Annotated in this window: 15 protein-coding genes; 6 read left to right on the forward strand and 9 right to left on the reverse strand. The window is 70.7% G+C overall.

The genetic code is table 11. The features are described from left to right. Positions 1–102 precede the first annotated feature (102 nt). From WME85_RS08625 to WME85_RS08635, 3 genes are all read right to left on the reverse strand, one after another. Positions 103–3,144, reverse strand: a complete 3,042-nt coding sequence (locus tag WME85_RS08625) for an N-acetylmuramoyl-L-alanine amidase (RefSeq protein ID WP_437836938.1) — start codon at positions 3,142–3,144, stop codon at positions 103–105. 271 nt (positions 3,145–3,415) lie between these two features. After that, entirely contained in the window at positions 3,416–4,891 is a 1,476-nt protein-coding gene (locus WME85_RS08630; protein WP_437836940.1) for a sigma-54-dependent transcriptional regulator, read from the reverse strand. Beyond that, positions 4,888–6,456 (reverse strand): HAMP domain-containing sensor histidine kinase, encoded by a 1,569-nt coding sequence (locus tag WME85_RS08635; protein WP_437836942.1) that lies wholly within the window; start codon positions 6,454–6,456, stop codon positions 4,888–4,890. The genes WME85_RS08630 and WME85_RS08635 overlap by 4 nt, the downstream gene beginning before the upstream one ends. A 249-nt stretch (positions 6,457–6,705) precedes the next feature. Here WME85_RS08635 and WME85_RS08640 point away from each other — a divergent pair, with 249 nt between their 5' ends. Continuing rightward, a complete protein-coding gene (locus tag WME85_RS08640) occupies positions 6,706–8,451 on the forward strand; it encodes a SulP family inorganic anion transporter (protein ID WP_437836944.1) in 1,746 nt (581 codons plus the stop codon). A gap of 145 nt (positions 8,452–8,596) precedes the next feature. Then, the gene (locus WME85_RS08645) at positions 8,597–9,058 is read left to right on the forward strand and encodes a hypothetical protein (protein WP_437836946.1); all 462 of its coding nucleotides are present in this window, start codon (positions 8,597–8,599) and stop codon (positions 9,056–9,058) included. Between the two features lie 213 nt (positions 9,059–9,271). On the opposite strand, the gene WME85_RS08650 is transcribed toward WME85_RS08645, so the two are convergent. Next, the gene (locus WME85_RS08650) at positions 9,272–10,243 is read right to left on the reverse strand and encodes a D-2-hydroxyacid dehydrogenase family protein (RefSeq protein ID WP_437836948.1); all 972 of its coding nucleotides are present in this window, start codon (positions 10,241–10,243) and stop codon (positions 9,272–9,274) included. A gap of 51 nt (positions 10,244–10,294) precedes the next feature. On the opposite strand from WME85_RS08650, the gene WME85_RS08655 reads away from it, so the two are divergent. Further along, complete coding sequence (locus WME85_RS08655) at positions 10,295–11,371, forward strand: ABC transporter substrate-binding protein (RefSeq protein ID WP_437836950.1); 1,077 nt, start codon at positions 10,295–10,297, stop codon at positions 11,369–11,371. Positions 11,372–11,439: 68 nt separating this feature from the next. On the opposite strand, the gene nudC is transcribed toward WME85_RS08655, so the two are convergent. The 5 genes from nudC to WME85_RS08680 all read right to left on the reverse strand — a co-directional run bounded on the left by nudC (position 11,440) and on the right by WME85_RS08680 (position 15,661). Then, entirely contained in the window at positions 11,440–12,249 is an 810-nt protein-coding gene (gene nudC, locus WME85_RS08660; protein ID WP_437836952.1) for an NAD(+) diphosphatase, read from the reverse strand. A 113-nt stretch (positions 12,250–12,362) separates the two neighbouring features. Further along, positions 12,363–13,409, reverse strand: a complete 1,047-nt coding sequence (locus WME85_RS08665; protein ID WP_437836954.1) for an ABC transporter substrate-binding protein — start codon at positions 13,407–13,409, stop codon at positions 12,363–12,365. A 188-nt stretch (positions 13,410–13,597) separates the two neighbouring features. After that, the gene (locus tag WME85_RS08670; protein WP_437836956.1) at positions 13,598–14,074 is read right to left on the reverse strand and encodes an SRPBCC family protein; all 477 of its coding nucleotides are present in this window, start codon (positions 14,072–14,074) and stop codon (positions 13,598–13,600) included. Further along, positions 14,074–14,442 (reverse strand): ArsR/SmtB family transcription factor, encoded by a 369-nt coding sequence (locus WME85_RS08675; RefSeq protein WP_437836958.1) that lies wholly within the window; start codon positions 14,440–14,442, stop codon positions 14,074–14,076. Before WME85_RS08675 ends, WME85_RS08670 begins: the two co-directional genes overlap by 1 nt. 478 nt (positions 14,443–14,920) lie before the next feature. Continuing rightward, on the reverse strand, positions 14,921–15,661 hold the full coding sequence (locus WME85_RS08680; protein ID WP_437836960.1) for a hypothetical protein: 741 nt from the start codon (positions 15,659–15,661) through the stop codon (positions 14,921–14,923). Between WME85_RS08680 and WME85_RS08685 the strand changes: the two genes are divergently transcribed. From WME85_RS08685 to WME85_RS08695, 3 genes are all read left to right on the forward strand, one after another. After that, positions 15,624–16,574, forward strand: coding sequence for a glycoside hydrolase family 5 protein (locus WME85_RS08685; protein WP_437836962.1), 951 nt, complete (start codon positions 15,624–15,626; stop codon positions 16,572–16,574). The two genes, WME85_RS08680 and WME85_RS08685, sit on opposite strands and share 38 nt — an antisense overlap. Positions 16,575–16,692: 118 nt before the next feature. Beyond that, complete coding sequence (locus WME85_RS08690) at positions 16,693–18,456, forward strand: WD40/YVTN/BNR-like repeat-containing protein (protein WP_437836965.1); 1,764 nt, start codon at positions 16,693–16,695, stop codon at positions 18,454–18,456. Between the two features lie 156 nt (positions 18,457–18,612). After that, entirely contained in the window at positions 18,613–19,158 is a 546-nt protein-coding gene (locus WME85_RS08695) for a YkgJ family cysteine cluster protein (protein ID WP_437836967.1), read from the forward strand. Positions 19,159–19,525 lie beyond the last annotated feature (367 nt).

Here is a 19,525-nt window from a genome sequence, read left to right on the forward strand (position 1 = left end):
TGGTCGTTGCGAGAGGCTTGTGCTTCGTCGCGTTGATCAAGGAAACCTCCTGTGCATTGCCGTTGAATCGCGCTGCGGATGCTGGCCCAGGAAACCCAGGCCCTATACCACCCCCCAGACGCCGTTGACTCCATCACCGCTCCCGAAGCGGCTGGCGACAGACAGGCCGGATGCATAGTTCGACGCTCGGGTAGCGGTGAAGACCTCGATCTTCCCGGACGCCGTGTTCCTGGTCTTCACGAAGTAGACATCCCCGTTGGCCAGCACGCCAAAGGCGCCGTTGTCCGCGTCCCCGGCAGCAAACCGAGTGACAGCGTGGACCCCCGCCGTGTACCCAGACGCGCTGGTGGCGGTCAACACCTCCACCTTTCCCGAGCCGGTGTTCCTGGTCTTCACGAAGTAGACATCGCTGGTCTGGAGCATGCCGAACACACCATTGCCGGCCTCGGCGGCCGCAAACCTGGTGCGGGTCGACAGGCCCGTCGAGCAGGTGGGGCCGAGGGCGGTGAACGCCTCGATCGTGCCCGTCCCGGTGTTCCTCTCCTTCACGAAATAGAGGTCTCCGTTGGGCAGCATCCCGAACCGGCCGTTCGCCCCGTCGCTCACATCGAAGCGGGTGACGGCCGAGAGCCCCTCCATGTATCCAGAGCTGCGGGTGGCGGTGAACACCTCCACCTTTCCCGACGCCGTGTTCCTGGTCTTGACGAAGTAGATGTTGCCGTTGCGGTGCATACCGAACCAGCCGTCGCCGGCGTCGGCTGAGCTGAAGCGGGTCACCGACGACAGCCCCGCAGCGTGGCCCGAGCTGCTGGTCGCGGTGAAGACCTCGACCTTGCCCTGGGCGACGTTCGTGGTCTTCAAGAAGCACAGATCCAGGAGCGGCGCTTGCAGAGGCGCGATGTTCACCTCGACGTTGGGCGTGAGCTGCCCGAACCACGCGGAGCCCTCCTGCAGCATCTGCCACTGGAAGTTCCAGGTCCCCACCGCGTCCCGGGCGGCTATTCCGAAGGTGAAGGTCACCTCGGCGTTGGGGGGCACGTCCCTGGGCACGGGAACCCGGCTCGTGCCCCAGCGGGCGTTGTCGGTGGGGTTCTGCGAACCGAGCTTGAATTGAGCGCCCGCCGTCCAGGTCTCGGTGCCGACGTTTCGCATCGTGACCGCGACCACCTGCACGGCCCCGGGGGGGATGGGGCTGGCGACGCACTGCGAGACGAACGTCGCGGCCTTGGTCAGCGCGGGCATCACACGCACCTCGAAGGCCGGAGAGGGCTGGCCGAGCCACGACACGAGCTCCCGAAGGACCTGCCACTGGAAGTTGTGCTTTCCGGCGGTCAGCGGTGCCTTGATCGAGAACTGGAAGGTCACCTCGGCGCCGGGGGGCACGTCGTGGGGCAGCTCGACCCGGTGCGTTCCCCAGAGGGTGTTGTCGGCAGGGCCCTGGCTGCCCAGACGAAACGATGCGCCGCGGGTCCAGGGGACCGTCCCGATGTTGCGGAACGTGATCGAGGCAGGCTGGGTCGTCCCCGCCACGATCGTGGCCGGTACGCTCTGGCGCACGAACAGGGCGTCCTTGGCCACCATGACGTTGACAGCGGCGTTCCTCTGCCCGAAGGGCCTGACCCCCTCTCGAATCATGCCCCACCGAAATAGCTGCTCTCCGAGCGTCTGCGGGGCGACGACGTCGAAGTGGAAGGTGACGTCCGACTGCGGATCCACGCTGGCTCCGTCGGGCAGATCGACCCGGTTCAACCCCCAGGTCAGATTGTCGGCCGGCTGCTCCGATCGCAGCCGGATCCGGCCCGGCCTCCACACCTGGTCTCCGATGTTGCGCATCGTCACGGAGACGGCGTACGTGCCGCCGGCGATCATCAAGGCGGGGACGCTCTGGGAGAGGAAGGCAGCGTCGTAGGTCGGCTGGGTGGGAAGCAGCTGCTCGAAGGGGATGCTGACCCGGATCTCGCTTCCCGCGATGGGCGCAATGACTCTGTTGAAGATGGACAGCCCGTTGCGGAGCTGGGCATCCGCGAGGACCCTGAACTCGATCACGTTGGTGCTGTTCGGATTGAACGCGGACTCGGGGAGCAGCCACTGGTACTGCACGCCCCCGGAACCAGGATCGGACGCCTGGACCTGCTGGGTGCCGTGAAGGACGCCGTTCACGAACAACGAGACGTCGGATCCCGCGGCGACGTCGGCGGAGGCCAGGGTCGCGATGACGCTGGCCTGGCTGTCCTCCACCTCGTAGTCGGGGAGGTCGAACCTGTAGACGAAGGCGCCCGAACCACCCCCTTTCAGGTACACGAACGGCGACCCGTCGAAGAACCCAAAGCCATTTGTCCAGCTCGTGCCATCGCCATAGTCCGAGGGAGCGATCATGGACTTGATCGGCCGGGGTTGCGGTCCGTTCAGGAGCAGCTCGCGGACCAGGCTGCGGAACCCGTTCATGTTGTCGGCGATGTCCTTGGGATCGTCCTTGGCCTTCTGCGTCTTGCCGCCCCTCGTGATCGGCTCTGGTCGCCACTCTTTATGTGAGCAGATCATGTCGGCCTCGAACCCGGTGGCGCGAGCGATGGCGGCCGCGAGCCGAGGGTAAACATACGACTGGACGAAGGGCTTCCACACCTCCTCTTCCCCATCGTTCTCGGCCTCGATCCCCCACACGCTGTCGTTTCCCTCGAGGCCGTTGAAGCCGTGGGTCCACCCCGCGTGCGTCGCGCAGCCAGCGGCGATGACGTAGATGTCCCCGAAGCGACCGAGGCCAAAGTTGGCCAGAGGGCCGGGTAATTCGCCCCACCCGTTGATGATGACGTTCAACGTCGGGTAATCCTTGGTCTTGTCTGGGTCCACCGTGCCGGTGTGATGGAGCACCAGGCCGCGGGGTACGAGCGGACCCTCATCATTGGCTCTCTCTTCCCAGCCATCTTGCCAGTGGATGGGTATGCCCCGGAGCAGAGGGTCGGCCATCGCGGCCTTGATGATGGCCACGGTGTCGGCCGTGGTAGAGGTTGTTTTCTTGCCTGGCCTGCCACCCTCGCCGCCGACATCGGCACAGGGGCCCTGCGGCCCTGTGGCCGACTGCTCGACGTGCGCCCCTTCCACATCCGATCTCGCCTCTGCGCTGGCCTCGTCTCGGGCGTCACCCATGATCGTCCCTCCCTCGGTTGATGGTCATCGGTCTGGCGATGGATCTCGCGCGCTGACCGGCGGCGCGACAGCCCGCCTCCGCACCAAAATAGGCGACGAACCCCCGATGGGACGAAAATTCCGGCTGGCCCCAGGCAGGTCGGACGTGAATCCTACGACATCAACACACCGCACAGATGGAACTATCCACCTTCGTGACGACTCCCTCGTTCGGAGCGCCCTCGCCGCGGAAGGCCCCTCCGGCCGGTCGCCGCGCCGACGGCGGGCGGCGTCACTCCTTGAAGCTGGCGGACGAGAGGCCGTGCTTGCGGAGGAGATCGTAAAAATCGGTCCGGTTCCTGCCGGAGAGCTTCGCGGCGGCGCTGACGTTGCCGCTGGCGCGGCGGAGGACCTCGACGAGGTAGGCGCGCTCGAAGGCGTCGCGCGCCTCCTTGAGCGAGGGGAGCTCCGCGCCAGGGTCGCCGAACGCGACCGACATGGCCCCGCCCGCGGCCTCGGCGGTCGCGGGCGGCTCGGCGTCCTCGGGCTCCGCGGCGCTCGACCAGTTGTCCAGCTTGCGGGTCGGCGGCACGAGCAGGGCGCTCAGGTCCTGCGGCTGCAGGCGCTGGCCGCGGCTGAGCAGGACGGCGCCCTCCATGACGTTGGCGAGCTCCCGGACGTTGCCGGGCCAGGGGTGCGCGAGGAGCACGCGCAAGGCCTCGGGGGTGATCTGGGGCTCGGACAGGCCGTGGCGGGCGGCTGCGCGGGCGAGGAAGACCTCGCAGAGCAGGGGGATGTCCTCCACGCGCTCTCGGAGGGGCGGCATGACGATGGGGACGACGTGCAGGCGGTAGAAGAGATCCTCGCGGAACCGGCCGTCGCGGACCTCGGCGCGGAGGTCGCGGTTGGTCGCGGCCACCAGGCGCACGTCGACGTCCTCCTCGGTCAGGGAGCCGACGCGGGTGATGCGGCGCTCCTGGAGCACGCGGAGGAGCTTCACCTGGACCGCGGGGGGCGCGTCGCCGATCTCGTCGAGGAGGAGGGTGCCGCCGTTGGCCGAGGCGAAGAGGCCCTCCTTGTCGCGCGCGGCGCCGGTGAAGGCGCCGCGCACGTGGCCGAACAGCTCGCTCTCCAGGAGCTCGGCGGGCAGGGCGCTGCAGTTGATGGCGACGAACGGCTTGCCGCGGCGCTGGGAGAGGCCGTGGAGCGAGCGGGCCGCCAGCTCCTTGCCGGTGCCGGACTCGCCGAGCAGGAGGACGTTGGCGTCGGTGGGCGCCACCCGGGCGATGATCTCGCGGACGGCGGCGATGCGGTCGCTCGTCCCGAGCAGGCGCAGCTCGTCGCTCTGGGCGCCGATGATGCGGCGGAGGCCGGCCACCTCGCGGCGGAGATTGCTGCTCTCGACGGCGTGCGCGAGCTTCTGCAAGAGGTCGAGGTCGTGGAAGGGCTTCGTGAGGAAGCCGTAGGCGCCGCGCCGCATCGCCTCGACGGCCGTCTCGATGGTGCCGTGGGCCGTGAGGATGACGACGGGCACGTCGGGAGAGCGCTTCTGCACCTCGGTCAGCACGTCGAGCCCGTCGCAGTCGTCGAGGCGGAGGTCGACGATCATCGCGTCGACGCGCTCGCGGGAGAGGACGGCGATACCCCCGCTGCCGGTCAGCTCGGTGGTGACCCGGTAGCCGTGGTGCTCGAGGCGCAAGGCGAGCAGCTCGCAGAGGTGCGGCTCGTCGTCGACGATGACCACGTGGGGCTTTCTGGCGGAGCTCATGAGAGGGCGGCAGAGGGGTGTAGCGCAGCGGCGACGTGCTCGGAAGGCCGCTCCGTCGAGAGCGGCAGCCACAGGCGGAAGGTGGCCCCCGTGGCGCGATCGCCGCCGCCGCCGCCGCCGGCTGCGCCGTCGCCACCGGCTGCGCCGCTCTGGGCGTGCTCGTCGAGCTCCAGGTCGCCGCCGTGGGCGCGGGCGATCCGGCGGGACAGGGCCAGGCCGAGGCCGATGCCGACGCGCTTCGGGGAGTTCGCGACCGGCTGCGTCTTGAACTCCTCGAAGAGCGACTGGCGGATCTCCGCGGGCACGCCGGGGCCCTGATCGGTGACGCTGATCAGCACCCGGCCGCCCGGGCGGCCGCCGGCGCCCGCCTGGACGAGCTCGCGCCGCACGAGCACCTGCTGGCCGGGCTTCGAGACGGAGGTGGCGTTGCGCACGAGGTTGGCGACGGCGCGCTCGATGAGGGCCACGTCGACGCTGCACGGGGGGACGGCGCCCGGCGTCTCGATGTGGATGGTGACCCCGCGCTCGAGCGCCTCCGCTTCCTCCTCGCGCACGGCGCTGCGGATCAGCTCGTCGATCGAGGAGCCGTCCTGGAGGCGGATGGGCGAGCCGGCGCTGAAGCGGGAGAGGTCGAGCAGCGTGGTCACCATGCGGATCTCGCGCTCGCAGGCGACGCGGGCGATGTGGAGGATGCGGGCCTGGCGCTCGCTCAGCGCGCCGCCGCCGACGCCATCGCCGAGCAGGGCGATCGCCTCGCGGATCTTCGTGAGGGGGGTGCGCAGCTCGTGGGAGACGGAGGCGAGGAAGCTCTGCTTGAGGGTCTCGATCTCGGCGAGGCGCCTGCGCATGTTCTCGATCTCGAGGGCGAGATCGCGCACCTCGGCGGGGCCGCGCACCTCGGGGGACGCGTCGAAATCGCCCTTGCCGAGGCGCTGGGCCTGGGTGGCGATGGCCGCGAGGGGGTCGGTGACGGTGCGCGCGATCCGGTGGGCGAGGACGGCGGCGACGACGCAGGCGGCGACCGTGATGGCGAGGCCGTTCGACAGCGCCGAGTCGCTGGCGATTCGGGCGTCCTCCTCCCTGATCTGCGCGCGGGCCTGGAGCTCGCCGATGCGCAGGACCCACGCGTCGGTGAGCTGCTCGTCGAGGCGCACGCGCTCGCGCTGGACGTCGGGGTCGGTGAGGCGATCGCACGTGTCGTCGTCCAGGGCGCGCTGCACGAGCTGGAGGTGGCCGTCGATCGACGGGAGCATCGGGCCGGGCGGGAGCAGGGTGGTGTCGCCGATCTCCGCCTTCAGGGCGGCGATGCGATCCCGGAGGGTCGGGGCCACGTCCTCCCAGGGGACGCCGCGCACGCACGCCTCCTGGCCGCGCCGCATGGCGAGCCCCACCGCCCAGGCGGCGTGGTGGAGCGCCGCCTCGCGGCGGAGCTCCTCGGTCTCGTCGCTCAGCAAGGTCTGCGACGCGGTGATCCGCGCCAGCGACACGAGCACGACGCCGAGGGCGATCAGCATCACGAGCACCGGGGCCGTATGAGAGAGGATGAGCCGTGTCAGGAGGCGCATGCGAGCGGCTGACTATGGCCTCCCGCGCCCCCGGGCGCACGAGTTGCGGAGTTTTCAGGATCTTCCGGAGGAGAGCTCCCGATCGGGCCCTGTGGGAGCCCACCGACGGTGTCGGCGGAGCCCCTCAGGCGGGTGTCGGCGGATCCAGACACCGCGCGGGAGGACGGCGCGCGGAGCGCGGAAACCGGGCCAGGCGCGGCCTGGCACGTCGCGTGAACACGGCGCATCGAAATGACCACCTCATCTGGCATGAGCACAACGCCCCGACCGAGCTTCTGGGGCCCGATCTGGGCAGACACGGTGATCTCCTGGAAGGAGATGCTCGCCCCGAGGACCCTCGTGGACAACCTGCTGAGCGGGCTGACGGTGGCCTTCGTGGCGCTGCCGCTGAACCTCGCGCTCGCGCTGGCGTGCGGACTACCGGCGAGCGCCGGGCTGATCACGGGCGCGGTGACCGGCGTGATCGCGGCGCTGATCGGCGGATCGCGGCTGCAGGTGACGGGGCCCGAGGTGGCGCTGGTGCCGCTGACCTTCGAGATCCTGCAGCGGCACGGGCCGCACGGGCTCTTATGCGCGACGTTCCTCTGCGGCGTCCTGCAGGTGATCATGGGGGCCGCGCGGGTGGGGCGCCTCATCCACATGATCCCCGTCTCGGTGATCGGCGGCTTCATGGCGGCGGTCGGGCTGCTCGTCTTCAACTCGCAGCTGCCGCGGCTGCTCGGGCTGCCGGCGGAGATGAGGCTCGTCTCGTCGCTGCCGGGGACGGGCTGGCTCGCGCACGTGGATCTGTTCGCCGTGGGCATCGGCGCGCTGGTCATCGCGGCGACGGTGCTCTTGCCGAAGCTGCACCGGCGGCTCCCCGGAGGGCTCATCGGGCTCGTGGCGGCGATCGCGGCGGTGGGCGCGCTCGGCGTGGGCACGGCGTCGGTCGGGCCGATCTCGGCGTCGTTCCCCGCGCCGGCGCTGCCGGAGTTCCACCGCCTGGAGCTCATCGCGATCTTGCCCGAGGCGATCGCGCTGGCGCTGCTCGCGTCGATCGACTCGCTGCTGTCGGCGGTGGCGATCGACGCGCAGAGCAACGCGAAGCGCCACTCGAGCGAGCAGGAGCTCGTGGCGCAAGGGGTGGCCAACGTGGTGAGCTCGATGATCGGCGGCATGCCGGTGGCGGGCGCGATCGTGCGGTCGTCGGCGGCGCTCCAGTGCGGGGCGACCACGCGGCTCGCGGCGCTCACGCAGTCGGTGACGCTGCTGGGGCTCCTCTACCTGGCGCGGCCGTTCGTGGAGCGGCTGCCGCTGGCGGGGCTCGCCGGCATCCTGCTCGTGGTCGGCTACCGGCTGATCAACTGGCAGCAGGCGCGGTTCATGTGGCGGGTGTCGCGGTTCGAGGCGTTCGTTTTCGTGGCGACCGCCGCGTCGATCGTCGTGTCGGACTTCGTCGGCGGGGTGCTGATGGGCCTCGTGCTGTCGCTGGTCCACTTCGCGCACATGCAGCGGAGGGTGGACGTGTCGCTGGTGACGGCGCCCGCCGACGAGCCGGCGGAGATGCCGCGGCTGCTCGAGCCGCCGGCGCGCCGCTCGCTCCGGCCGACGCCGCCTGTCGCGGTGGTGCGGGTGGAGGGGCCGATCTTCTTCGCGTCGCACACGGAGCTCAGGTCGCTCGCCGAAGGGGCTCCGCTGCCGCGGCACCTCGTGTTCGACCTGGCGGGGGTGCCGCTCATCGACTGCACGGGCATCCAGGCGCTCCGGGGCCTGCTCGCGCGGCTGCGCGAGCAGGGGACGCGGGCCCTCTTGTCGCGGGCCTCGGACGCCGTGACGGAGCGGCTGCGAGAGGCGGGGCTCCTCCGCGAGCTCGCCGGCGGCCGGGTGTTCCCGACGGTGGCCGAGGCGATCGACTCGCTGGAGGAGCCCGCGGCCAGGGCGAGCGTGTTCTCGGCGCCGCGGGGGCAGCCGTCGTCACCGCTGCTCCGGCCGGAGGCGCCCGCGGGCGCGTCCTGAGCGCTCGACGGCAGGGTGCGCGCGGGCGGCTCGGCGCCTGCGCGCACGACCGGGCCTGGTGGGCCGGCTCGAGGGCCCAGGTCGATGGCCCAGTTTGATGGACGATGGTGAGAAGAGCTCCGCCCGGCGGAGCAAGGAGCGGTGTATGTCCTCGCGAAGCCCCAGCACGATGATGGATGCGGGCGTGGAGAGCCGGCGCGGCGGGGTGGGGCCCCTGGCCGGCGGGGCGCCGGCGGCGGGAAGCCCGCCGATTCCGAGCGGACCGGCGGCGGGCGCGGCCGCGGTGGATTGCGGCGCCGAGAGGGAGATCCCACCGGCGGCGGCGCGGGCGCTGGCCCACGCCGCGGCGGACGGCGCGCAGGCGCTGAACGAGTCGATGGTGCTTTGCAGCGTGCTGCTGACGGTGGCGGTGGGAGCCCTCGCGTGGTCGGTGCCGAGCCAGGGAGCGAGCGCGGTGCTGGCGATCCTGTGCCTGGTGCTCATCAGCGTCGAGCAGGCGCAGGCGCGTGGGAGGTTCCGGCGGGCCGTGGCGCGGGCCGGCGCGGAGCACGGGCTCACGGCGCTCGAGACGGAGCGCGGGGCGCGGGCGCTCCTCGAGCCGAGGTAGAGCGCGTACGGGCGCTGCTCGCGCTGCATAACAGGCAAGCGCGGCTGCGCTCGCCCGGGTAGTGCTGTCATTTGAACATGAAGGCGGTAAGGCGGGAAGAAAATCTCAATGATCTTCCCGCCTTACCGCCTTCATGTGAACCCTCTCTGGGCAAATGACAGCACCACCCTCGCCCGGGCCCGGGCTTCACGTCGTGGGCCAGCGTTCAGAGGATCACAGCACGCGCACCGGCTGGCCCGCGCGGAACGCGGCGATGTCCTCGAGCGCGTCGCCGTAGAAGATGCGGTACGTCTCCTCGGTGACGTAGCCGAGGTGCGGGGTGATCACGGTGTTCGGCAGCCGGCGCAGGGGGTGCTCCGCGGGCAGCGGCTCGGCGTCGAACACGTCGAGGGCCGCGCCCGCGAGCCGACCGCTCGTGAGCGCCTCGATCAGCGCGCGCTCGTCGACGATCGGGCCGCGCGAGGTGTTCACGAGCAGCGCGCCGGGCTTGAGCAGGCCGAGCTCGCGCGCGCCGAGCAGCCCGCGTGTCCTCTCGGAGAGCACCAGGTGGATGCTGACCACGTCTGCGCCCGAGAGGAGCTCGTCGAGCGGGAGGAGCGTCGCGCCGTGCTCGGCGGCGCGCTCGGGCGTGAGGTTCTGGCTGTAGGCGGTCACGCGCATGCCGAACGCGAGCGCGACGCGGGCGACCTGCGCCCCGAGGCGGCCGAGTCCGAGCAGCCCGAGCGTCTTGCCGGACAGGCCGAGCCCCAGGCTGGTCTGCCATTCGCCGGCGCGCACCGCGCGATCTTCGCGCGGGATGTTCCGCGCCAGCGCGAGCAGCAGGCCCCAGGTGAGCTCGGCCGTCGGATAGGGGAGACCTCCGGTGCCGGACACGACGACGCCGAGCTCGCGCGCGGCCGCCACGTCGATGGCGGCGTTGCGCGCGCCGGTGGTGACCAGCAAGCGCAGCCTGGGGAGCTCGGCGAGCACCGCGCGCGGGAACGGCGTCCGCTCGCGCATCGCCACGATGGCGTCGAACGCCGAGAGCCGGTGCACGAGCGCTCGCGCGTCGGCCACGTGATCGTGAAAGAACTCGACCTCGACGCCCGGCCCCAGCGCGTCCCACGCCGCCAGCGAGCGCGCCACGCGCTGGTAGTCGTCGAGCACGGCAACGCGGAAAGAGGCGGGTAGGGGACTGGAGGACATGCTCGCCAGGGATGCTTGCATTTTAACGGACGGTTGTCCACTATAACGGATATGGCTCCTTCGCACCCCGTCCGGCCCGGCCTGCTCCGCGCCGCAGTGCCCGCGGTCTTGCTGCTCGCCCTGCTGGCGTTGTGCGGCGCGGCCGGCTGCTCGCGCGCCGACGCTTCGCGCGCCTCCGCCGGTGGACCCGAGGGCGAGTTCGAGACGCTCGAGCTGCGCTATCAGGGCAACAACGGCACTGTAGCGCCGATCGAGCTCGCGGAAGATCTCGGCTATCTCGCGCCGATCCGCCTGCATTTCGTCAGCAGCACGGTGAGCGGACCGCAGAGCGTGCAGGCCGTGGTCACCGGGGACACCGACTTCGGCGGCGCCTTCAATGGGGCGATCATCAAGCTTGTCGCGGCCAGGGCGCCCATCATCGCCGTCGCGGGCTACTACGGTGTCGACGAGAAGCGCCAGAGCCACGCCTACGTGCTCGAAGACAGCCCGCTGCGCACCGCGCGGGATCTGCTGGACAGGTCGATCTCCATGAACACGCTCGGCGCTCACAGCGAGTTCATGGTCAAGGAGTTCCTGTGGCGAGGCCAGATCACGCCGGAGGAAGCCCGGCGCGTCACGCTGCTCGTCGTTCCCCCGGTGAACGGCGAGCAGCTGCTCCGCCAGAAGCAGGTCGACGTGGCGACGCTCGGCGACATCTACCGCGATCGCGCGCTCGAGCGCGGCGGCATTCGCTCGCTGTTCTCGGACTACGAGCTTTACGGCAAGTTCACCGCGGGCAGCTACGTGATGAAGACCAGCTTCATCAAGGAGAACCCGAAGACCGTGCGGCGCTTCGTCGAGGCGACCGCGAAGGCCATCGAGTGGGCCCGGAACACCCCACGCGAGACGGTGGTGGAGCGCTGCATCGCGCTGATGAAGAAGCGCGGCCGCAACGAGGAGGACTCGGTCATCAAGTTCTGGCGCAGCTACGGCGTCGCCGGCAAGGGCGGCTTGATCGCGGAGCGCGAGTTTCAGATCTGGATCGACTGGATGGTCAGGAGCGGTGAGCTCAAGCCGGGCGAGATCGCCCTGAACCGCCTCTACACGAACGAGTTCAACCCCTACGCGAACGAGCAAGCCGTGAAGTAGTCAACGCCGGAGTCGGCGCTGCGCTGGCCGACCTGCGACGCGCCGCCGTCCACGTGGATGCTGCTCGCTCAAGCTCGTGGCGTCGCGCGCGCGACGAAGGCGTCGATCAGGCGGCGCGCGATGCTGACCTTGGGTGGAAGGTCGGGCAGCCGGTCGCGCGAGAACCAGTCGGCTTCGACGATCTCGTGGCCGTCCGGCGTGAGCGAGCCGCCGGCATACGTGGCCGAGAAGCCGATCATCAGCGAGCGACCGAACGGCCACGGCTGGCTGCCGAAGTACTTCAGACCTCGGATCTGAACGCCGACCTCCTCGCCGACCTCGCGCGCCGCCGCTTGCTCGAGCGACTCGCCGATCTCCACGAAGCCAGCCACCGCGCTGAAGCGACCGGGCGGAAACCGCGCGCTGCGCGCCAGGAGCACGCGGTCCTCGCGCTCCACCAGCACGATCACGGCGGGCGCGATCCGCGGGTGCGCGCTGAGCCCGCAGCTCGGGCAGCGCCGCGTCTGCGCACCGGCGCTCGGCTCGTGCCCGTCCGGAGCCGCCGCGCCCGGTTCGGTGGCCGTCCCGCAGCGCCCGCAGTGGCGGTGGGTCTCGGCGAACTCGACACCAGCGAGCGCGATCCCCAGGATGTGCAGCGTCGGCTCGGGCAGCTCGGAGAACAGGGAGCGGACGGACGCGAACGCGAGCTCGGCCGGAAGCTCGACATCACGTCGAGCTCGCGCCGCGTACCAGCCGCGATCCTCGAACCTGCCAAGGAACACGGGCGAATCGGCGAACGCTGGAAGTGCATCGCGCCGGCCGAGGAACAGCCCGCCGGCGCGCTCCACCACCACGTCCAGCTCGCGCACGATCACCACGAGCTCGTCGTTGGTCGTCATGGCGGAGCGCCAGTGTATCAGGCCCGCCGGGCGCCGTCAGCTCCGCGCACGACAGCGGGCACCAGGAACCCGGGCTGCCTCATCGGCAGCTTCGTTTCGAGCTCCTGGCCGCGTCAGGGCGCCGGGCGGGGCTTCCAGAAACCTTCGAGCTTCTCTTCTCTCAGGACTTGCTCGAGGAAGCTGCGGTCGACCCAGGGCTCGAAGTCGAACGTCGACCGGATCAAGCCCAGGCGCTTGGCGTCCGCGATGCTCGCTTTGTAGCGAGCGACCACGTACGCGTCCACGAGCGGGCTGTCTTTCTCGCGCGGGGATTCGCCAGCCCAGTCTTCCTTGAAGGACGCGAACGGGACGCCGGAGCGCGACCAGACGCGGTACGCCTCGCTCAGGTCCTTGTCCTGATCCGCGACCCACCTGGCTGCCAGGACGTACTGCCGCACCACGCGCTTGGTGACCTCGGGGTACTTTCGGATGAAGTCGTCCGAGCCGATGATGGTGCTGTTGCAGGTGTAGCGGGGGTCGCCCTTGGTCGAATAGATGATGCGCACGAGGCCTTGATCGCGCTGGGCGAGCAGGTCGTTGAGGCCGATGGCGGCGTCGACGTCCTTGGTGGCCAGGGCTGCCTTCGTGGTTGCGTTGTCCATGTTGATGGCGCGGACGTCGCGCTCGCTGAGCCCGTTGGCCTCCAGGATGCGCGCCGCCGAGAGCTGCAGGCAGGTGCCCTTGAACACCGCGAAGCGCTTCCCCTTGAGATCCTTGATGCTCTGGATCGGCGAGTCCGAGGGCACGGCGATGTACAGATTGGTCTTCGGCCCGCTCGCGAGGATGCGCGTCTTCAGTCCGCCGGCGCGGCCGATGATCGACGGCAGGTCGCCGAGCAGCGAGAAATCGGTCAGCCCGTTGGCGTAGGTCTCGTTCACCGCGGGTCCGGCGCCGCGCAGGAAGCTCCAGCGCACCGGCACGCCATCGCTCTTGAACTCATTCTCGAGCGCGCTGCGCAGGCTGAGCAGCGACCAGGCCGAGCCCCCCACCGCCGGGCGGTTGCCGACGCCCACGCCGGGGTTGGCGACGCGGATCTCGCTGGGTTTTTCGGCAGCCTGGGCGCTCAGCGCGATGCAGAGCGGCGCGAGCACGAGGGCGAGCAGCTTGAGCAGCTGTTTCATGCAAAGTTCCCTTCCGTTGGCGTCCCTCGCGAACTATCGAGCGGACGGTTCGTCCACTATAACGGATGCGGTGGTCAGGCGATAGTGGAGTTCGCGCGGTGGCGGAGCTGCTGCTGGAGCAGCAGCGGTGGCGAGGAGTTGCTGGAATCCGTGCAGCGGCGGGACGAGAAGAGCGCGTCGCCGGGCCCTCACGAGAGGGTGGGGAGCAGCTCCTCGAGCCGCTCGAACGTCTCGCGCATGCCGGCCTCCATGCCCGACTGGAGGTGCGCGTCGCGATCTGCCTGCGACTGATAGACGATCCTGCTCGTCAACGTCGTCTTCCCGTCGCGCTCGTCGTACGTCGCCGTCACGACCATCTCGTGGCCCGGCCCGAGCGGCTCGTAGTTCTCCGTGCAGACGACCCGCTCCGGTCGCGCGATCTCGCGGTAAACGCCCGTGAACCCGTGCTCGCTCCCGTCCGGCGCGCGCAGGACGTAGCGCCACCTGCCGCCCACGCGCAGGTCGATCTCGCAAACGGACATCGTGAGGACTCTCAGGCCGTACCAGCGCTTCACGTGCTCTGGCTTCGTCATCGCCTCGAAGACGAGCCGACGGGGCGCAGCGAACGTGCGCGTGATGACGACCTCGCGGTCCGACCTGATCTCCAGATTCGTAGCGTCTCTCATCACCTCTTCTCCTCCTCCTCGTTGCGCTGCATCTCGGACAGCAGGTCGTCGAGCTGCTCGAAGCGCGCGTCCCAGATGCACCGGAATCGCTCGATCCACTCGTTGAGCTCGCGCAGCGGCCCCGCGCGCAATCCGTAGATGCGCTGCTGCGCCTGCGGCCGCACGTCGACCAGGCCGGCGTCCCTGAGCACGCGCAGGTGCTTCGACACCTGAGGCTGCGGCAGGGGAAGCCGGTCGCTGATCTCGCCGACCGGCCGGGGCCCGGCCCGGAGCAGCTCGACGATGCGCAGGCGTGTCGGATCGGCGAGCGCCGCGAACGTCTCGACCATCACGAGGTAAATATGCCCGATCGGGTATATGCTCGTCAAGGAATATATGCGGCGCGGAGGCTCGAGCGGGGCCCGGCCGGAGGCTCGAGGCTCGGGCACACCGGCGGCTTCTCCGCGTCGACGGCCGACGCGGCGCGGGGTGGTGCTGTCATTTGCCCAGAGAGGGTTCACATGAAGGCGGTAAGGCGGGAAGATCATTGAGATTTTCTTCCCGCCTTCCCGCCTTCATGTTCAAATGACAGCACTACCCGGCGCGGGCGCCGGAAGGCTCGTCGCAGGTGCCGCGTGCTCACGCGTTGACCGTCGCGCGAGGTGGTGTTCGCGCGGCGGTCACGATGACGCTTTGCGTGAAGCCATCTCTGCGCGCGCTGTTCGGTGGAGCTCCGACTTTCTCCTTCACCCCTCGCGCCGGGCCTGCTATCTGCGCGGCTGACTTGCTTTCCTGATCCCGTACTGGACGCCCGTTGCTCGATGCCAGGGCCGTCGAGCGAGCGCCTTGCTTGGAGAATGCAATGAATCACGACGTGAACGCAGGGTTGTTTGTCGGGCCGCGGTGGACGCGCGGCTTTCTGCATCTTGCGCTGCCGGCGATGATGCTGATCGCATGCGATGGCTCGGTGGGGGATTCGGGATCTGGAGGCGGCGACTCGGCTTCATCGACATCGGCGTCCTCCACGACGAGCGCCTCGGCGTCATCGACGTCGGCGTCCTCCACGACGAGCGGCTCGACGTCGGCGTCCTCGGGCGGCGGTACGGGTGGTGAGGGCGGCGTGGGCGGCAGCGGCAGCGGCAGCGGCGTGGGCGGCGCTGGTGGTGCTGGCGGTGATGCATCGACCACGAGCGGCACCGGCGGCGACGCGTCGACGGTCGCCTCCACCACGAGCGGCGCCGGCGGCGATGCCTCGACGGTCGCATCGACCACGAGCGGCACCGGAGGCAGCGGCGGCGGTGACGTGTCGACATCTTCGGTGACGACCACGACGTCTGGCACCGGCGGCGCGGGCGGCGGTGACGCATCGACCTCGGCCGTGACGACCACGAGCACGACCACGACCACGACCACGACGGGCGCGGGCGGCAGCGGCGGCGCGGGCGGCGCAGGCGGCGCGGGCGGCGCAGGCGGCGCGGGCGGCGCAGGCGGCGCGGGCGGCGCAGGCGGCGCAGGCGGCGCGGGCGGCGCCGACGTGTCGACGTCGGCCGCGACGACCACCACGACCACCGTGAGCTCGACGACCTCGACCGGGACGGGCCCTGTCACGGGGACGCCGGTCGAGCAGCACGGCCGCCTCACGGTGATGGGCAACCGCGTCGTCGACGAGTACGGGGCGGAGCTCCAGCTCAAGGGCATGAGCATGTTCTGGAGCGTCTGGGAGGGGGAGAAGTTCTACAACGCGTCCGCCGTCAACACGCTCGTGGACGGCTGGGATGTGAGCGTCGTCCGCGCCGCGATGACCGTCAGCGCCGGGGCGGGGCTCGGCTACCTCCGCAACCCGGACGCGGAGAAGCGCAAGGTCAAGGCCATCGTCGACGCCGCCATCGCCAGAGGCATCTACGTGATCATCGACTGGCACGATCACGACGCGGTCCAGAACGATCACAAGGAAGCGGCGAAGCGCTTCTTCCGGGAGATGGCGACGGAGTACGGCGACGAGCCCGGCGTGATCTTCGAGGTCTACAACGAGCCCGACAACGAGACCTGGCCTCAGGTGAAGGCGTATGCAGAGGAGGTGATCGGGGAGATCCGCGGCGCCGGCTCCGACAACCTCGTGATCGTCGGGACCCCGACCTGGTCGCAGGACGTGGACATCGCCGCCGGGAACCCGATCACGCGCTACGAGAACATCGCCTACACGCTGCACTTCTATGCCGCCACGCACAAGGGAGCGCTGCGCACCAAGGCGACCAACGCGCTCGCCGCGGGCCTCCCGCTGTTCGTGACCGAGTGGGGCACCTGCAGCGCGAGCGGGGACGGCTCGCTCGACCTCGGAGAGGCGCAGACCTGGCTGAACTTCCTGAGCACCAACAAGATCAGCTGGCTCAACTGGTCGATCGTCGACAAGGCCGAGTCGTGCGCCGCGCTACGACCCGGCGCGAGCGCGGGCGGCCCCTGGGCCGATGGCCAGCTCACCGACTCGGGACGGTGGGTCAAGGGGAAGATCGCGGCGCCCTGACACGAGCGCTCCGGCGCCGGATCGCTTGCGCGCTCGCCGGCCGAGGTGAACCCCGCGAGCCCGTGAGCCGCAACGATCCGCGCGCCGCGGCCGCCTCGGCCCGTCGCGGCGCCGCCCGATGAGCCTCGTCCACCGCGCCGTCCGGGGGCGAGGCCAGCTGCTCGTGCTCGTGGGCTCCGGCGGGCACGTGCTGCGCTCGGAGGACGGAGGCCAGCGCTGGCAGCGGGCGCAGACGCCCGTTCGCCAGGACCTGACGGCGGTCGCGGGCGCCGGCCAGGCGCTGATCGCGGCCGGACAGCGGGGGACCCTGCTGTCCTCGCTCGATGGAGGGCGGCGCTGGTCCGACGTGAGCTCCAGCGCCGAGGCCGACCTGCGCGGCGTCGCCCTGCGGGACGACGGCGAGGCCATCGCGGTGGGGATCGGCGGGACGGTGCTCCGGTCCCGCGATCATGGTCGGACCTGGGAAGCGGGGCCGAGCCTCGACACGCTGTGCCTGGAGGCCGCGGCGATCGACGCCGAGGGGCGCTTCCTCGCGCTCGCGCTCGAAGGTGAGCTCGCCGTCCTGCGAGGAGGCGCGTGGGCTCGCCACAAGGTCCCTGGCCGGTCGCCGCGGGCGCTCTGCGCGCGCGGGGGGCTCGTGGCCGTGGGCGACGGCGATGGCCGTGTCCACACCAGCCGGGACGGGGGCGCGTCCTGGGAATCGCGCCCCACCGGGAGCGGGAGCGCCCTCCACGGGCTATGGCTCGGCGCCGGCGGCCTGGTCGTCGCGGCGGGCGACGGCGGTCTCGTGGCCGTCAGCGAGGACGAGGGCCGCACCTGGACGCGCCCTCCGCTCCTGTCCAAACAGCCCCGGTACGGCGTGTGGAGCGATGATCAGGGCGCGATCTGGTGCGTGGGGATCGGGCCCGCCTTCCGGTCCACCGACGGCGGCAAGAGCTTCGTCAAGGTGCCAGTCCAGGCAGGGGACGCGCCGCTCGAGGGCCCCTGGAAGAAGGTGCCTGTCCGCGGGAAGCTCCGGGGTCTCTGGGTCGCGGGGCCTGGACGCGTCGTGCTGGTGGGCGACGGCGGCAGCGTCGTGCAGACCCGCGATGGTGGCCAGACCTGGGCGAGGAGCGCCGAGGAGGACGCCGGCTCGCTGATCGCCGTGTGGGGCAGCGGCGAGACGGTCCTGGCTGTCGGCGGGGGCTTGGCGCAGATCCGGTCCGAGGACGGCGGGGATTCCTGGGTACAAGTGACGGGCAGGCCTGGAGGCGTGTCGGTGCACGGACAGGGGGCGGGGCGAGCGTTCGCCATCCTCGATGGCGTCGTCTGCCGCCTCGGCGCGGACGGACTCCGGTGGATCGAGCTGGAGGCCCCGCGCGAGCCGCGCCTCCGCGCCGTCTGGGCAGGGCCGGCGCAGCTCGCCGTGGCGGTCGGCCGCGGCGGCGCCGTCGTCCGCACGGTCGACGACGGCGCCACGTGGGAGGCCGTCGAGAGCGGCAGCACGCGCGATCTGGAGGCGGTCTGGGGCAGGGGCGACGAGCTCTTCGCGGTCGGCGGGCTGACCCTCAGCGACGTGCTGCGCTCCCGGGACGGCGGCGCGACATGGGACGTGCTGGCCGTGGTCTCCGGCGGCCTCCGGAGCATCTGGGGGGACGCGGAGGGGACGCTCTGGGCGTGCGGCCGGGACGGGGCGCTCCTGCGCTCGACCGATGGCGGCGGGACCTGGCGGGGCGAGGCGTCGGGCACCTGGGGCGCCCTGTTCGATGTGCGCGGGGAGGGCGCCGAGATGTGGGCGCTGGGAGAGAACATCCTGCTGCGCCGGGCATCTGACGAGCCGCGCGAGCCGCGCGAGCCGGGCCTGCCAGAGGACGCACCGCTGCTAGAGCGACAAACGGGTTGAAACCACGAGAAAAAGCAGAAATTCACAGGGAGGCGGGGAGGCGGGGAGCGAGAAATGGCAAGAGGGAGAAATTCATTTTTTCTTCCTCCCCGCCTCCCCGCCTCCCTGTGAAATTTCTCCGGGTTTCAACGTGATCGATGTTCTAGAACCCGGCGGATGAGTCCTCCGCCGCGCGAGCGCCTCCGTGAGCTCTTTGCCAAGGTCGACGCGTTCTTCGCGAACGCGAGCGCCCGCCACGGCGCGCGGATGGCCTGCCGCACCGGGTGCAGCGACTGCTGCCGGCGGCGGTTCTCCGTGACGTCGATCGAGGCCGACGCCCTGCGCGAGGCGCTCGCGGCGCTCCCGGAGGCCGACCGGGCGGCGCTCGCCGCGCGCGCGCGGGCGGGCGACCCGGGCGTGTGCCCGGCGCTCGACGGGGAGGGGAGGTGCGCTGTCTACGCGGCGCGGCCGCTCATCTGCCGCACGCACGGCCTGCCGATCCGGTTCGCGCCCGCGCTGGCGACGCGCGCGCTGCCCGTCATCGACGCGTGCCCGAAGAACTTCGTGGGAGAGGACCTCCAGGCCATCGAGGCGTCGTCGGTCCTGGACCAGACGACGCTCTCGACGGTGCTGGCCGCGCTCGACATGGCCCACGCCGACGCGGCCGGGCGGCCGCGCGGCGAGCGCGTCGCGATCGCCGCGGTGCTCGCGGGAGAGGGGTGACGCGCGCTCCGGACGCGGAACGGCCCCCTCTGGCAGGGGACTGCGCCGGGACCTCGCCGCCGCCGCTCGCTGCGCCCGCAGAGCCGCCGGCAAAGCCAATGCGGACTCTCATGATCATGGCCCCATCAGCTTCATGCTCCTCGACATCCGGCGTCTCATCCGGTGAAGGGCACGCTCGACCACCCCATCGCAGCTCGAAAATGTGACCGTTCACACCGGCGACGTCGGGCGGTCGATTGGGTTTGACACCAGGAATGTGATCGTTCACATTTTGAAAGGGTATACTTGTGCTTTGCCCTGGGGGGGTCGCCCTGCGCGTGCCTTTGCGCGGGCTGTCCTCTCATCTCATGGCGCCTCCGTCGAGTCA

This window comes from Sorangium sp. So ce1153, from assembly GCF_051521595.1.
Classification (GTDB): Bacteria; Myxococcota_A; Polyangia; order Polyangiales; family Polyangiaceae; genus Sorangium.

Excerpts from the sequence above, each read along its gene's own strand:
- WME85_RS08645 (WP_437836946.1), top strand. The coding sequence starts at position 8,597 with ATGTCCTCGCGAAGCCCCAGCACGATGATGGATGCGGGCGTGGAGAGC.
- WME85_RS08655 (WP_437836950.1), top strand. The coding sequence starts at position 10,295 with ATGGCTCCTTCGCACCCCGTCCGGCCCGGCCTGCTCCGCGCCGCAGTG.
- WME85_RS08650 (WP_437836948.1), bottom strand. The coding sequence starts at position 10,243 with ATGTCCTCCAGTCCCCTACCCGCCTCTTTCCGCGTTGCCGTGCTCGAC.
- WME85_RS08665 (WP_437836954.1), bottom strand. The coding sequence starts at position 13,409 with ATGAAACAGCTGCTCAAGCTGCTCGCCCTCGTGCTCGCGCCGCTCTGC.
- WME85_RS08635 (WP_437836942.1), bottom strand. The coding sequence starts at position 6,456 with ATGCGCCTCCTGACACGGCTCATCCTCTCTCATACGGCCCCGGTGCTC.
- WME85_RS08640 (WP_437836944.1), top strand. The coding sequence starts at position 6,706 with ATGAGCACAACGCCCCGACCGAGCTTCTGGGGCCCGATCTGGGCAGAC.
- nudC (WP_437836952.1), bottom strand. The coding sequence starts at position 12,249 with ATGACGACCAACGACGAGCTCGTGGTGATCGTGCGCGAGCTGGACGTG.
- WME85_RS08670 (WP_437836956.1), bottom strand. The coding sequence starts at position 14,074 with ATGAGAGACGCTACGAATCTGGAGATCAGGTCGGACCGCGAGGTCGTC.
- WME85_RS08695 (WP_437836967.1), top strand. The coding sequence starts at position 18,613 with ATGAGTCCTCCGCCGCGCGAGCGCCTCCGTGAGCTCTTTGCCAAGGTC.
- WME85_RS08630 (WP_437836940.1), bottom strand. The coding sequence starts at position 4,891 with ATGAGCTCCGCCAGAAAGCCCCACGTGGTCATCGTCGACGACGAGCCG.
- WME85_RS08625 (WP_437836938.1), bottom strand. The coding sequence starts at position 3,144 with ATGGGTGACGCCCGAGACGAGGCCAGCGCAGAGGCGAGATCGGATGTG.
- WME85_RS08690 (WP_437836965.1), top strand. The coding sequence starts at position 16,693 with ATGAGCCTCGTCCACCGCGCCGTCCGGGGGCGAGGCCAGCTGCTCGTG.